The organism is Schaalia sp. ZJ405 (assembly GCF_011038885.2).
Taxonomy (GTDB): Bacteria; Actinomycetota; Actinomycetes; order Actinomycetales; family Actinomycetaceae; genus Pauljensenia.
In genome coordinates this window covers 572,499-586,530 of sequence record NZ_CP064952.1, presented here as the reverse complement: position 1 = coordinate 586,530, position 14,032 = coordinate 572,499, and the positions used below count along the sequence as shown (strand labels likewise).

At 56.8% G+C, this 14,032-nt stretch carries 11 protein-coding genes; 5 read left to right on the top strand and 6 right to left on the bottom strand.

The annotated features are described in order from the left end of the window. Positions 1-85 precede the first annotated feature (85 nt). Complete coding sequence (locus G7Y41_RS02395) at positions 86-1,885, top strand: ABC transporter ATP-binding protein (RefSeq protein ID WP_165315763.1); 1,800 nt, start codon at positions 86-88, stop codon at positions 1,883-1,885. On the opposite strand, the gene G7Y41_RS02390 is transcribed toward G7Y41_RS02395, so the two are convergent. After that, positions 1,846-3,018, bottom strand: coding sequence for a glycosyltransferase (locus G7Y41_RS02390; RefSeq protein ID WP_165315762.1), 1,173 nt, complete (start codon positions 3,016-3,018; stop codon positions 1,846-1,848). The genes G7Y41_RS02395 and G7Y41_RS02390 overlap by 40 nt on opposite strands. A gap of 150 nt (positions 3,019-3,168) precedes the next feature. On the opposite strand from G7Y41_RS02390, the gene G7Y41_RS02385 reads away from it, so the two are divergent. Then, on the top strand, positions 3,169-4,755 hold the full coding sequence (locus G7Y41_RS02385; protein WP_165315761.1) for an asparagine synthase-related protein: 1,587 nt from the start codon (positions 3,169-3,171) through the stop codon (positions 4,753-4,755). Positions 4,756-4,832: 77 nt separating this feature from the next. Here G7Y41_RS02385 and G7Y41_RS02380 read toward each other — a convergent pair whose 3' ends face one another. After that, the gene (locus G7Y41_RS02380; protein WP_165315760.1) at positions 4,833-5,924 is read right to left on the bottom strand and encodes a glycosyltransferase family protein; all 1,092 of its coding nucleotides are present in this window, start codon (positions 5,922-5,924) and stop codon (positions 4,833-4,835) included. A gap of 388 nt (positions 5,925-6,312) precedes the next feature. Between G7Y41_RS02380 and G7Y41_RS02375 the strand changes: the two genes are divergently transcribed. Next, complete coding sequence (locus G7Y41_RS02375) at positions 6,313-8,562, top strand: N-acetylmuramoyl-L-alanine amidase (RefSeq protein ID WP_165315759.1); 2,250 nt, start codon at positions 6,313-6,315, stop codon at positions 8,560-8,562. 101 nt (positions 8,563-8,663) lie between these two features. On the opposite strand, the gene G7Y41_RS02370 is transcribed toward G7Y41_RS02375, so the two are convergent. The 4 genes from G7Y41_RS02370 to G7Y41_RS02355 form a co-directional block, all read right to left on the bottom strand. Next, entirely contained in the window at positions 8,664-9,947 is a 1,284-nt protein-coding gene (locus G7Y41_RS02370) for a lipopolysaccharide biosynthesis protein (RefSeq protein ID WP_165315758.1), read from the bottom strand. A gap of 93 nt (positions 9,948-10,040) precedes the next feature. Beyond that, positions 10,041-11,027, bottom strand: a complete 987-nt coding sequence (locus G7Y41_RS02365; protein ID WP_165315757.1) for a Gfo/Idh/MocA family protein — start codon at positions 11,025-11,027, stop codon at positions 10,041-10,043. Between the two features lie 4 nt (positions 11,028-11,031). After that, complete coding sequence (locus G7Y41_RS02360; protein WP_165218772.1) at positions 11,032-12,135, bottom strand: DegT/DnrJ/EryC1/StrS family aminotransferase; 1,104 nt, start codon at positions 12,133-12,135, stop codon at positions 11,032-11,034. Beyond that, positions 12,132-12,749 (bottom strand): acyltransferase, encoded by a 618-nt coding sequence (locus G7Y41_RS02355; protein WP_165218774.1) that lies wholly within the window; start codon positions 12,747-12,749, stop codon positions 12,132-12,134. The genes G7Y41_RS02360 and G7Y41_RS02355 overlap by 4 nt, the downstream gene beginning before the upstream one ends. Positions 12,750-12,867: 118 nt before the next feature. On the opposite strand from G7Y41_RS02355, the gene G7Y41_RS02350 reads away from it, so the two are divergent. Together G7Y41_RS02350 and G7Y41_RS02345 are read left to right on the top strand one after the other, a co-directional pair. Beyond that, positions 12,868-13,545, top strand: a complete 678-nt coding sequence (locus G7Y41_RS02350; protein WP_165315756.1) for a glycosyltransferase family 2 protein — start codon at positions 12,868-12,870, stop codon at positions 13,543-13,545. Between the two features lie 2 nt (positions 13,546-13,547). Next, complete coding sequence (locus G7Y41_RS02345) at positions 13,548-13,988, top strand: DUF2304 domain-containing protein (RefSeq protein ID WP_165315755.1); 441 nt, start codon at positions 13,548-13,550, stop codon at positions 13,986-13,988. The last annotated feature ends 44 nt before the right edge of the window (positions 13,989-14,032 follow it).

Below are 14,032 nucleotides of genomic sequence, written 5' to 3'. Positions count from 1 at the left end.
GGCTCAAGCCGATTCTTGCGAGAGATTCCCCTTAGAATAACGAGCACCATCTATTCATCGACTGAATCGAACCCACGGTCTCCTTATGAATAAGAGCCTCAAGCAGTTTCGGGAACTCCTTCCGTTCCTCCCCGCAGGTGCGGTGCCCTACATTTGGACGTTCGTCGCGATCTCCGTCATTTTGACGATCCTTGACACGGTTGCCGTGATCACGCTGGCCCTCTCACTGTCGGCGATCATCAATGCGCAGGACATTTCGATCCCCCTGGTCGGACGCTTCGGTCCCTCCCAGTACATTTACGTCATCTTGGTGATCTCGCTGATCATCCTGACGAAGTCAACGCTGTCTTTGATCCAGCAGCGACTGGCAACCCGAAAATTCGCCGAATATGAATTTCAACTGGGGAATCATCTATTCCACGCGTATCTGGGAGCCCCGTGGATCGCTCGCTTGAGCCGAACAACCTCCGAGCTTGTGCGCATGGTGGACATCGGCATCGCAGCGATCAACGCCGGCTTAATTTTTCCGCTCCTCAACGTTCCCAGCCTCCTCATTTCCTCGGTCGGGATCACGCTCACGTTGGTTTTCGTTCAACCCATTACCGCATTGGTCACCGTCAGCTATCTCGGCCTCATCGCCCTGGTGCTCTACCGCAGGCTCTCGAAATACACGACGGATGCCGGCCGAATTAACGTTGAGTATTCCTTCAAGACCGCCACCCTCATGACCGACATGGTGGGAGCTCTCAAAGAGATCACGCTACGTGACAAGTTTGACGAGGTCGAGGCCGTGGTTGGCAAGCACCGCAAGCGCGCAACGGATGCTCGCGCGGACATTCAGTTCTACAGCGGTGTTCCCAAGTTCGTCCTCGACGCAGCCCTCATCGGCGGATTCCTCATCATCGGCCTGGTGAATTTCGTCATCTATCACTCAATGGACCAGGTGATTAACGCCGTCGTCCTCTTCGCTGTTGCCGGGATGCGGATCATTCCGTCACTGACGGGATTCCAAGCCACGATGAACATCATTAACGCCAACACCGCTCAGGTGGACACGGTGATCAAAGACATCTATGAAGCTCAAGAATACCGGGCGGCGAAACCGGTCAATCAGGGAACAACTCCGGTTTCGCACCCCAAGGAGCTTCGCCTCGAACACGTGACCTTCACGTATCCAACGCAGCAGCGTCCCGCTCTCGATGATGTGTCCCTGACGATCCCGTTGGGGTCTTCCGTGGCATTCGTTGGAGAATCCGGGTCGGGGAAGTCCACGCTGGTCGACCTCGTCCTCGGACTCCTTGAACCCGATAGCGGACAGATCTTCCTCGATGATCATCCCCTGCCTGAGGTGTTGAAGAACTGGCGTCACCGGATCGGCTATGTTCCCCAGGAGGTCGCGCTCTTCGATGGAACGATTGAGGAAAACATTGCCCTGTCATGGCAAGGGGTCATCGATCGGGATCGCATTGTCTTAAGCCTCACTCAAGCGCAGCTGTGGGACACGGTCCAGCAGCGTACAGGTGGCCTTGAGTCCTCCGTCGGGGATCGCGGCATGGCGTTATCGGGCGGTCAGCGTCAGCGCCTGGGCATTGCGCGCGCGCTGTATTCCAACCCGCTCGTCCTCGTTCTTGATGAGGCAACGAGTGCCTTGGACACTGAAACCGAGGCCGAGATTGCTCAGGCTCTGCACAACCTCCGGGGGGAGATCACGCTGATATCGATTGCGCACCGGCTGTCGACGATCAAGGACTATGACACCCTGTTCTACTTCGAGTCAGGTCGCCTCGTTGCTCAGGGCACCTTTGACGAACTCACCTCGCAGGCTGAAGGATTCGCTCACCAGGCTCAATTAGCCGGGCTGCTCGACCCCTCGGATGCCGAGTGATCCTTGACGGCTTGCGTGTAGATCTCGTTGTGGAGCGCGGCGAAAGCATCGGCTGAGAAACGACTGCGTGCCTCATCGCGCACGCTCTGCGGATTCAGTGAGACCTCTCCCGACGCAAACTTTCGCATCGCATCTTTGAGCGCTTCTGGCTCATCGATGGGCACAACGATTCCCGTCGTGGGGGTCACCATGAAGGAACCGCCAAAGGTTGACGAGCCGATGACGGGGATCCCGAGGCTCTGCGCCTCTGCGAAGACCATCCCAGCTGTTTCCGTGCTGGAGACGAGGACGAGGACGTCGTACTCAGCGAGGCTTCCAGCAAGGTCATCCCTGCTCACAGGGCCGAGCACGGAAACACTCCCAGACAGTCCCCTGTCGCCCACGTAAGTTGTGAAGTGCTCGACACGCTCAGGCGTACCACCGATGATATCCAGTTGAACGTTGAGGCCTTCGGCTCGGATCTCGGACAATGCGTCGATCGTTTCCTCCACGCGTTTCCACCGATCCAGGCCCGAGACGTGGACAAAACGTGTCGTCCCCGTGCGGGGTTGGTGGAGTGCATGGTCGAAAAAATGCTCCGGGACGGGAAGGGCCGCCACATCGAAAGGGACACCGAACTTGGCACCCAGGGCGTTGGCGAATCCGCGAGAAACGGCAAAGCGGTAGTCAGCTCGCCGCACGGCGTCTGTGATTCGAGCGAACCTCGGCGTTGTTTCCTTTGCATCGAGGACGGACCCCCGATGCTCGGTGATTCCGTAGGGCACGCCCCACAGATCTGCCAGGTTCTGCGCAACAAGCACACCGGGGAACACCGAATGCGCGTGGATCACATCCGGTTTTCCCCAGCGCGACACGTACTGTTCTGCTGCCGCACGTGCATATCGTCGGATGAGCGCATAGTCGCCAGGCAACGCGCCTTTGGGAACGGTGGGGAAGGTATTAAAAAGGAGGTGGCGGTCTGTATCCACCACAGTGGGAGTTCGTCTCCACTGCCAGAATGATTGTGGACTCAGACAATAGACACCCACGTCGTGACCGGCCGACCGAAGGATTTCCACCTGTTCCTCGAAGAAAGTGCCATTGAGTGGGGCGTTGGGCATCGGATACCACGAGGGTGTCCATAGAACATGCATCAATCGATCTTTCGGTTGTTTCGTTATGGCTGGTCAGGCGCCACGCCTTCCGAGGTTTGGGTGTCTCACTGAGTGTGTTGTGCCATCGTTTCGCCATCTGCCGTCAAGCAGATACGATCTATTCTAAAGACCGTTGCACTGGAGAGTTTGATGATTCTTGCCGACGAACACAAGTGGACAAAGTTCCAGTTTTCTTTCGGTGACGTCTGGTGGCGCAGTTCCCTCCCCATGTCCCCTCACGGAACGGACTTTGCCTCCCCCGTCGAGTGGGCTCGTTCGCAGCGGGGAAATTGGGCGGCAATCATCACGCGGGATCACGAGGTTCATGCCATCACGGATGGGCCGCGTTCCTTCCCTATTCTGCATACTCGTATCAACGGTGAACTCGTTCTGTCATCTTCCCCTACCGACGTGCTGTCGCTCATGGATTCTCCTCGGCGCAACACTGAGGCAGCTGAAGAATTTCGGCATCTTGGATTTGTTGCCGGCACAGATACTCTCATTGAGGGGGTGTCAACCGTCCCCAGTGGGTCCTGTGCGCTGTTTCGTCAAGACGGCACGATGACTGTTACTCCCCATTCCACGGCATTGTGTGACTCGCCAATTGATGTGAATCCTGAGGAGTTTCATTCACACTTCTTTGATGTGCTTCGCGAAGCAACTGCGCGAATGGTTGAGCAGGCGAATGGGCATCAGATCCTCATCCCGCTGTCGGGGGGAGCAGATTCTCGCCTCATTCTCACGCTCCTGAGAGAGGTTGGAGCTCGCAACGTCCTCGCATTTACCTATGGAGTCGCGGGTTCATCTGAAGCAGAGATCTCCCGTCTCGTCGCAACGGGGTTGGACTATCCCTGGAAGTACGTTCAGCTTGATCCTCATGATGTTCACGCACACTGGTATCAACCCGAGACGCTGAGTTTTCTTCAGGATTCCTGGAGCGGCAACGCACTCCCCCATATCCAGGACTGGTACGCGCTGAAGGAATTAGCTGACGATCCCGACATTGATCCTCACGCCGTCATCAGCCCCGGACACACGGTGGTTGGGAATGAGCATGATTTCTGGGCTTTTCCCCCTGAAGTTCCCGTATCCGTGGGTGATATGGCGAGGATTCTCGCTCACCACCACTTTGTTTTACAGGCATCCCCAGATTTCCCGGCACACAACGCGTATTCGCATGCCAAACTCGAAGCCTTCCTTCGTGAGTATTGGCCCGACGCCAATCCACACCAGCGGGCGAGCGTCATCACGCAATACAACCTCTTCGAACGACAGGCCAAGTACATCAACAACTCAGTTCGCGCCTATGAACATTACGGTTTCCAATGGGCGATGCCGATGCTCGAAGCCGAGGCGTGGAACACGTGGTTCTCCTGCGCTCCTGAAGTGTGGGGCGTGGATCGCGCACCCTACATTCGGATGGTCAATGAGCGTTTCGCTGAAGTCTCGGGGGTTTCGCTGCCGAACTTTGAGGCACCGGCCGCACGGCTCAACCCAACGATGAAAGAGCTCGTCAAGAAATCCTTCGATTTCATGGGCGTAACGAAATACCTAAACCGTTTCTACGCTGCGAAAGTTTCCCGCGATCATCCAATGGCATTCCAGGCTCTCGCGGGAGACCTCAGCACACGCGAGATTGATCGGAAATTATTCAGCGGAACCACAATCCTTGGCATCTACTGCGACCTATTCCTTGAGGGTTCCTGGATTCCTCAAGGAACAGTGGTTCCCCGCTAGTACGTGGAACCGTGAAAGCCTGAGCGCGACCTCGTCACGCTAGTGACCTGCTGTGGCGCCACTGATGTGTGAGGACGCTAGTGACCTGTCAGGTCTGCGGCAACGCGACGAGCGCGCGATTCCCAGGTGTGTTCTACGGCCCGCGCTTTGACGCGCCGGGTCATCTCGGCGAGTTCCTCGGGATGATCACGTAGCCGGCTCAGCACGCGTGAAATTTCTTCCGCACGATAGTCAACGGTCCAGCCGATATTCTCAGCCTCGACAATGGCGGCGGCTTGAGTACCCTTTGATGCGAGGATCGGGATTCCCCTGCCCATGTATTCGAACAGCTTGTAGGGAACAGCAAAAGTCCAATACTCATCGGGGGCAACTGCGAGCATTCCAATGTCAGCCTGGGCATAGTACGGATCGAGTTCTTCCCCCGTGGCCTCGGCGATGCGGATATTGGTGCCTAGGAGCGGACGATACCTCTCTTCGTTGGTCAACCATTGATCTCTGTGGGTGCAGATGGTCCAATCCACGCCAGTCAGTGCAGAGACTCCACGGACCGCTTCTTCCATGTGGTAGTGCCCGGAAAAACCACCGACGTAAAAGAGATTCAGTGACGCGTTCTGTGAGTCTGTACCGGATTGTCGGATCTGGGCTCCGGGAGGAAGCTCAGCAAGCATGTCTTTGGGCACAATCGGCACGTATGCCCCCATCTTCAGTGACGGGAGGTAGAGCTTCGAGACAAGTTTGGTGTACTGCCTCAAGTCGTAGCGGTAGAGCGCAATCATCGCTGAAGACAGTGGCCATTTAACGGCTCTGCGATAGTCATCGAAGCGCCAAAAGATATCACGGTAGAACAAGCCGATGGGCACGGAATGTTTCTTGAGGTAGCGGAATAAACCAAAGTCGACGGTGGGGTGCGTGGGGAGGTGGTTCTTTTCCGTCAGCAGCGTGGGAATTGTTGCCGACTCCGAATAGGCAAAGTCAACTTTCCCTCCGCCGTCAATAAACCGACGAAGTGCTCGGGCCTGACTCTTTCTTTCTTTCCCATTTCCCGTGATGTCAATCACCCGGTAGCCGATCTCCTCGAAGGCATCACGCATCTTATAGGGACGCATTCCAGAGGCGGCGTTGGACGCTCGATTCAATGGAAAGGGCACGTGGAACACCATTGTTTTCATGTCAGCGTCTCCTCATCTGACCGCGCTTTCGCCACGTCGCATTCAGGTAATTCGACACCGCGTGACGCTTCATCCGCCATCCTTCGTCAAGGACCAATGATCCACGGACCACGCTATCGGCATCGTCGATCAATCTGCAACCTCTCGACGTTACTTCCGATCACATGATCATCAAAGCCCGGCTCTACCAGCAGATATACCGACCCCAGATCATTTTTCAGTGCCATCCACGAGGAACCGCGAGAATCATCAGCTGATAATGTCAGTTCGTTTCATTTCACACACGCTAGCCTCAATAGCAAACTTGTGGCACACTAGTTCTCGATTGTCTCAATACGAAACCTCACGACGTACGCCAACAATCGGATTGAATCTGTGGAAGGCCCCGATGAACTGGAATACACATACGCGCAATCGCCGCACAACTGCCGGCTTCATAGCAGCAGGGCTCTCCCTGATGCTTGTCGCGACGGGGGCATATGTTCACCCCACGCAGAGCCCGCACAACGTTGATCTGGCGTTGGCCACCGCAGAAAATACTCCCCTGACACAGACCGTGGCGCTCTCCCAAGCAGCATCGACCACAGCCACAGACGAAAACTTCGGCATTGAACCCGTCGAAACGCGAAACGAACTCAGTGAGGTCGCGGCTCCTGATGACTACACAAGCCAACCAGCAGCGCAGGTCGCCCTCGTCGACGAACAGCAGTCGGAACTCACCCCTTTGTCTTCTGAAGAAAAAGATGGGGTCGGCACACTCAACGACGACCGTCAGCGTCTCTCAGTGATCCAGCAGCCGGTGACGAGCAAGTCCGCGATTATCGGCATCACAGTTCCCGCCGGGGAAGATCCCGAGCTCCTGCGATTCGAGTACCGCACACGTCACGGCAACACGTGGAGCGAGTGGACCGAAGTTGAAGCAGAGGATGCGCACTTAGAAAATGGTCAGTCCCCTTCCGTCATTGGAACGGAACCCGTGGCAATCGTTGATGTTGACGAGGTCGAGGCGGCCGTATCCTCCACAGATGGACGTGTAGTTTCCGGGGCAGAGTTAACGGTGATTAACCCCGAAGGTGAAACGATGCCCGATCCTCTTGAGATCACCGCATCTGAGTCCGAGGACGGCGCTGCGCCTGACCCAGACACGCTCAATCCGGCACAGACGCCCGGTTCGGACCGCGTCCTCGAACAGGGCGGCGCAGCCACCGGACACCATTCCTCCACGTCAACGGCACTGCACTCGGCCACCGGAGTCAACGCGCAGGGGACCATGTACGACACGGGACAGGGCTTCACGATCACCACCCGAAAGGGCTGGGGAGCCGATGAATCCAAGATGACCTGGACACCCGAGGCTCTGAATGTCAAGGGAGTCGTTCTCCATCACACAGCGGGAGCAAATAACTACACGCAGAGCCAGGTTCCCGGGATTATCCGGAGTATTTATCTCTACCATGCCGTGACGCTGGGGTGGGGTGACATCGGGTACAACATCCTCGTCGATAAGTACGGTGGGATCTGGGAAGGACGCTCAGGCGGCCTGACCAAAGGAATTATGGGCGCACACGCATACGGAGCCAACGGCCAGACTTTCGGTATTTCAGTGCTGGGAAATTACGAAACAGCGCCCGCGACGAACGAAATTATTGACTCTGTTGCACGGGTGATGGCGTGGAAACTCAAGCTCCACGGCATTACGAATCCGAACGCAACGATCGTGGTTCCCGGTGCTAAGAACACGGCATCACTGACGATCCCCGTTGTTTCTGGACACCGCGATGTTGGATATACGGCGTGCCCGGGGAAGAATCTCTACGCGGAGCTCCCAACAATTCGACAGAAAATTATCACCATCAACAAGTCAGGATCCACGCCGCAGCCCCCGAAGCCAAACACCGAGAATCTCCCAGTTTGGTCAGCCCCACAGCAGATCGGTGTCGGCTGGCATAACGGTCAGCTCCTCTCAGCAGGAGCTTTCAGCGGACGCGGACATCAAGATGCGCTCCTGCTGCGTACCGATGGAACCCTCCACCTGTATTCGAGCACAACGGGGAAGACTTTCGCGATGCCTCGTCAAATCGGACACGGCTGGACATTCGTTGACCAGGTGAGCGCGGGAGTCGACTTTGATGGCGATGGGAATCCGGATATCATCGCCCGTCGCAAGAGCAACGGTGATCTCCTTCTGTATCGAGGCAACGGTAAAGGTGGATTCCTCAGCACCCAAGTGATCGGGAACGGTTGGGGGATATTCTCCAGAATTTTTGCGGTGAACAAATACACCGACAACAACCCTGCGCTGCTCGGAATCGAAAGGTCGACAGGACGTCTTCGCGCGTACATCACAACGGGCCGAGGACGATTCCTCTCCCCCGTGGTCATGGGGAGTGGTTGGGATAATATGCGCAGCCTCAATATGATTCCTGATGTCACAGGCGATGGAGTCCGCGACCTCACTGCCATTAACCAGGCAGGACGTTTCTTGGTCTATTCCGGCTTGAATTCTGGGGCCCTTGGTGCCTCGAAGCAGGTCGGCCAGGGATGGAATTCCCTTCCGGTTGTCCTGACAATCACCGATTCATCTCGGATGTGGGCTGTGAGCACGAACGGAAAACTCTACCACTACGAACTCAGGTAATCGGGCAAGTAGCTGTTGAAGAACGCCCCCCTGATCCACGCTTCCCGTTACCCGACGGCGTGTGCGGATTAAGGGGGCGTCCTTCATGGAGCTCGCGGCGTCTAGGCATTCGCTGCGCGCCGGTCAAATCGACGCGCAGCGAAGATCGACATCGCCGTCATGACCAAGAGAAACGCGGCCATGATAAGTCCGAGGACGTAGATCGTTCCCAGCAGATCAAGAGGCGAAAAAATCAGCCACGACAGACTGCCCAGCGTGTAGAGGATCGAAAAAACCAAAAGCCAGTGCTGAGTGCCCGTTGTGACGAAGAGTGTGGAAATCGGCGAGGTAATGAGCAGCATGGCCATCCACGGGATGAGTGCGCGAGCGTAGTAGCCGGACTGTGAAAAATCTGGACCGAATAAGATGGGGAGCAGCCACGGTGCCACAAGCCACAGGAGCGCAAAGGGAATCGTCCCGATAATAAGTGCGCGCTTGACGAGGTTCCTCACTTCCTTGAGCATATGCCCGGGTTGAATCGTCGAGAGCTTTTGGAAAAATACCTGGGACACTGCCGAATTAATCAGAGTCACCGGCACGCTGACCACCTGATTGGCAATGAGGTATTCTCCGAAGTCCCCAACCGACACCCGTCCGATCAGGAGATTGATTCCATTGGCTCGCACCGTGTCCACGAGAACATTTGGGCCGTTAAGAACGGGCATTTTCCAGTGCTTACGGGCCAAGGCTTTCATGGACTTCGATCCTGTGGTATCCAAGTGCCTGAGGTCTTTTGCACGGAAACCCAGATTAAAGAACGCCCAGGCTTGTCCGAGGATCTGGCCGCTGATCAGGCCTGCGATTGAGTGAAGGCCAGCCCAGCCGAAGACGACCTGTCCGCCGCTGGTTCCGATCTGCTGTTGCACGCGATTGAGTGCAATGGTCTTGTAGTCGGTTTTCCTGTTGTACCAGTACTGCACGAGCGCAGCACCGGACATGAAGAGGGTGGTTAGTCCCGCAAGGGGGAGCCAGTCTGCTACGGCCTGCGAATAGTGATGCGCAACGAGTGGCCGCAGAGGAAAAGACAAGAAAGTCACGATGAACGAGACAACGAGGATGGTGCGGAAGGCTAACTTGGCGAGGACCTTTGCATCGCGATCATCTGCTTCGAGCATGAGAGCCATGTCGTAGCGGCCAGCGGCAACAGCAACAACAACAGCAACAATGGCGTTGAATGTTCCGAATTCACCGATCATCTCCCGCCCGTAAAGGCGGGTGATGATCATCGTCATGAAAAAGACAACGACCTGCGCAGCGGCGGTTCCTGTGACGAGCGTGAGAACATAGCGAAGGAACGGCGAAGATGCGGAGACATTCTTCCCGTATGTGATCATCCGTTGAAACATCTGTCCGCTCCCCCTCGTGCCTCAATCCTATAAACGAAAATGAGTGGTCCCGTCCCCAGGTGGAACAGGACCACTCATCGCCGAGTGAATCCCCTACAGCGTCACTGCCTGTCCGATTGCGGCCGATTGGAGAATTCCTTCGACAACGCGCAGCGCCGTCAAGCCCTCCTCCATCGACACGTGATCCGAACCGACGCCGAGGATCGCATCGCGGAAGTGTTCGTGTTCAACCGCCAGTGGCTCACGCTTCGTCAACGCATAACGCGTGACCTCGCCCTCGGAAACTCCCCGGAAGTTTGCGATCTGATCCCACTGAACAGGCATCGACCCATTCTCGTAGAAGGTCAGATCACCCATCGTCGTATCGGCAACCAGCGCACCGTGTTCGCCGGTGACGATTGTTGTCCGATCCTTGAAAGGACTCATCCAGTTGACCAGGTGATTAACGAGGACGCCGTTGGCAAATCGCCCGGATGCGACGAGCAGATCTTCGTGTTCACGTCCTGATCGGCAGGCAGTCTGGGCAAAAATCGTCTCATAGGTCGAACCTGCAACCCAGGCCGCAAGGTCAACATCGTGCGTCGCAAGATCCTTGACGACGCCGACATCCGAGATGCGTGCGGGGAAAGGCGATTGACGGCGCGTGATGATCTGGAAGACGCGGCCCAGCTGACCGTCTTGGATTCGTTTGCGCATCTCGAGCAACGCCGGATTACAGCGTTCAACGTAACCGACGGCTCCGACGAGTCCGGCATCTGCAAAGGCCTTCTGGATACGCTCGCCAGACTCCACGTCGGCAGCCAACGGCTTCTCCACCAGCGTGTGGACGCCCGCGGCTGCAAGTTTGAGTGCAGCGTCCTCGTGGTACACGGTTGGCACGGCGACGACAGCGGCGTCAATTCCGGCTCCGATGAGGGACTCCACATCGGGGAGAACCTCCATGCCGCCCGCAACGCCGAAACGGTCGCCCGCCGGATCAGCTAAAGCGACGAGCTCAAACCCCTCGGTGTTCTTCACATTGCGAACATGGTGTCGGCCCATCGAGCCGATCCCCAGGACTCCTACACGAATTGGCGCCATGCGATCACGCTCCTGCTTTCGCACAGGCGTTGACGGCCTCGACAATGCGGTCGAGCTGTTCCTCAGTGAGTGAGGGGTACACCGGCAAGGACACGACTTCGCTGGCAGCGCTCTCAGTCTGGGGAAGGTCAAGCCCCGGGGCATACGGCGTCAGTGAGGGCAGACGGTGGTTGGGAATCGGGTAGTAGACCCCGGAGCCAACCTGCCATTCCTCCCGAAGTGCCTGCATGAAGCGATCACGATCGGTGTCAGTCACTCGGATCGTGTACTGGTGATACACGTGGACGCCGCCCTCGCACACGGTCGGGACAACAACTCCTTCGAGGTTGCGCGAGAGGAACGCGGCATTTTCTTGGCGCTTCTGCGTCCACGCACCGATCTTCGTCAGCTGGACTCGTCCAATGGCCGCGTGAATGTCGGTCATGCGATTATTCAGACCAACAAGTTCATTCGCGTAGCGTTTCTCCATTCCCTGGTTACGCAGGAGACGGACCTTGCGCGCAACCTCAGGGTCGGAAGTCGTCACCATTCCGCCCTCGCCAGATGTCATGTTTTTCGTTGGATAGAGCGAGAAAGCCGCAAAGGTTCCGAAGGCACCAACCTGTGTGCCGTTGAGGGATGCGCCGTGAGCTTGAGCTGCGTCCTCGAACACCATGAGGCCATGCTTTTGAGCAATCGCGCGGATTTCCTCCATCGCAGCGGGGTGTCCATAGAGGTGAACGGGCATAATTGCCTTGGTTTTCTCAGTGATCGACGCTTCGATCGACTCAGGCGACAAACAGAAAGTCACGGGATCGATGTCGGCGAAGACCGGCGTTGCCCCGGTGATTGCCACCGAATTTCCTGTTGCAGCAAAGGTGAAGGAAGGAACGATCACTTCGTCTCCCTCGCCAATTCCCGCGGCAAGGAGACCCAGGTGCAGAGCGGAAGTCCCCGAGTTCACAGCGATCGCTTCGGTTCCGGGAACCAGCTGCGCAGCAAACTCTTCCTCGAAGGCAGCAACCTCGGGCCCCTGGGCGACCATTCCCGTGCGCATGACACGCGCGACGGCCTCGATCTCCTCCTCGCCAATTTCAGGATGGGCTGCCGGAATCATCTCGCGAGTCATTGAGCTTTCTCCAATTCCAGGTGTTCTTCACCAACTAGACGGTATTTTTCACCAGATTGCGGACAGATAAATAGTGTCGGATCTTCTGAGGATTCTTCGAGTTTGACCCCGCAGCGCCCAACCCATCCGATGCGGCGAGCAGGGACTCCTGCGACGAGCGCGTAGTCGGGGACATCCTTCGTGACAACGGCACCGGCGGCAACGGTTGCCCAGGCTCCAATAGTCACCGGAGCAACGCAAACGGAACGTGCGCCAATCGCCGCTCCGTCTTTGATGGTCACTCCGACAGCCTCCCAATCCGAGGCGCTCTTGATCGAACCGTCCGGATTGATCGCACGGGGAAAATGGTCATTCGTCAAAACGACCGCAGGACCAATGAAGACACCGTGACCGAGGCGGGCTGGCTCGTACACCAGGGCATAATTCTGAACCTTGCAGTGATCCCCCATCGTCACACCGGTGCCGATATAGGCACCTCGTCCGACAATGCAGCTTTCTCCAAGAACTGCGTCCTCACGTACCTGAGCAAGGTGCCAGATTGAGGAACCCTCGCCAATTGAGGCTCTTTCGTCAACGTCAGCTGACTGAGCAATGCGAACCACAAAGTCTCCCATCCACGGATTCTACTGAGGTCATCCTACGCACGATTCTCGTGGCAGAACAGAAATGACATGCCTTAACTCACGCCCGCTCCACAAAAGATTCACAGAATCACATGGAATACTGGCACCCATGAAGACTTACGACGACACCTGGCTTGTTGTGCCGTTATACAACGAAAAAACGGTGATCAGCCAAGTCATTTCGGAAGCACGACAGGTGTTTCCGAACATTGTCTGCATCGATGACGGGTCCACAGACGGATCCGGAGCGGTCGCTCGCGCTGCGGGAGCTGTCGTCACAACACATCCGATCAACCTCGGTCAGGGAGCCGCCCTCCAAACCGGTTTCGATTTCGTCCTCAGGTACACAAACGCCCGTTTCGTCGCCACTTTCGACGCCGATGGGCAGCACAGCATTGATGATGTCGTCGCCATGCGTCAGGCAGCCCTCGATGAGGACCTCTCCTTCGTTTTTGGTTCACGATTCCTCGACGGGGCAAAACGCGAGATGACGGGCCTAAAGGCTCTGGTCCTGCGGACTGCCGCCCTGGTCACTCGCCTCCAGACGGGACTTAAACTCACCGACGCCCACAACGGTCTTCGCCTGATCCGTCGTGACGCCCTCGAACAGATCCACCTACACCAAGATCGCATGGCTCACGCCTCCGAAATTGTTGAGCAACTGGCCAAGACCTCCCTCCCGTGGAAGGAGATGCCAGTGAATGTGCGCTACACCGACTATTCGCGTTCTAAAGGGCAGTCGCTGCTCAATTCGGTGAACATTCTCGTCGAGCTGGTGATGAAGTAATCATGACGTCGTACTGGTTAATTAAGGCGCTCCTCATCGTCGCCCTCATCGTTCTTGCCTACTTCATTGTTCGTCCACCGCGTTCTGCAAATAGGCTGGCAATACGCCGTTTAGGGACTCTTCTCATCCTTCTTTTCGCCGTGTTTGCTGTCCTTTTCCCCGGCCTGCTCAATAGGCTCGCCCAAGCTATCGGTGTTGATCGCGGCATCAACCTCCTCGTTTATGCACTCGTCATCGCTGTCTTCATCCAGATGACCTCGGCGTATCGTCGCGACTTGGAGAGCGCTCGTCGCCTCACTGCGTTGGCGCGCGCAGTCGCCCTCGACAATGTCCAATACCCGGACGAACAGGGCGAGCGCACGGATACCACCGACCCCAATGAATCTGAGGAAAACTCAGGAAACGGACCGAGCGTATCTTCTCACTCGCCTAACAAAGGTTAAGATCTAAACAATGACGACGAACAGGCCGAGGCGGCGGTGAACGG

Bases quoted from the DNA above. Each gene is read 5' to 3' on its own strand.
- G7Y41_RS02370 (WP_165315758.1), bottom strand. From the start codon at position 9,947: ATGTTTCAACGGATGATCACATACGGGAAGAATGTCTCCGCATCTTCG.
- G7Y41_RS02345 (WP_165315755.1), top strand. From the start codon at position 13,548: ATGACGTCGTACTGGTTAATTAAGGCGCTCCTCATCGTCGCCCTCATC.
- G7Y41_RS02375 (WP_165315759.1), top strand. From the start codon at position 6,313: ATGAACTGGAATACACATACGCGCAATCGCCGCACAACTGCCGGCTTC.
- G7Y41_RS02385 (WP_165315761.1), top strand. From the start codon at position 3,169: ATGATTCTTGCCGACGAACACAAGTGGACAAAGTTCCAGTTTTCTTTC.
- G7Y41_RS02365 (WP_165315757.1), bottom strand. From the start codon at position 11,027: ATGGCGCCAATTCGTGTAGGAGTCCTGGGGATCGGCTCGATGGGCCGA.
- G7Y41_RS02360 (WP_165218772.1), bottom strand. From the start codon at position 12,135: ATGACTCGCGAGATGATTCCGGCAGCCCATCCTGAAATTGGCGAGGAG.
- G7Y41_RS02395 (WP_165315763.1), top strand. From the start codon at position 86: ATGAATAAGAGCCTCAAGCAGTTTCGGGAACTCCTTCCGTTCCTCCCC.
- G7Y41_RS02390 (WP_165315762.1), bottom strand. From the start codon at position 3,018: ATGCATGTTCTATGGACACCCTCGTGGTATCCGATGCCCAACGCCCCA.
- G7Y41_RS02380 (WP_165315760.1), bottom strand. From the start codon at position 5,924: ATGAAAACAATGGTGTTCCACGTGCCCTTTCCATTGAATCGAGCGTCC.
- G7Y41_RS02355 (WP_165218774.1), bottom strand. From the start codon at position 12,749: ATGGGAGACTTTGTGGTTCGCATTGCTCAGTCAGCTGACGTTGACGAA.
- G7Y41_RS02350 (WP_165315756.1), top strand. From the start codon at position 12,868: ATGAAGACTTACGACGACACCTGGCTTGTTGTGCCGTTATACAACGAA.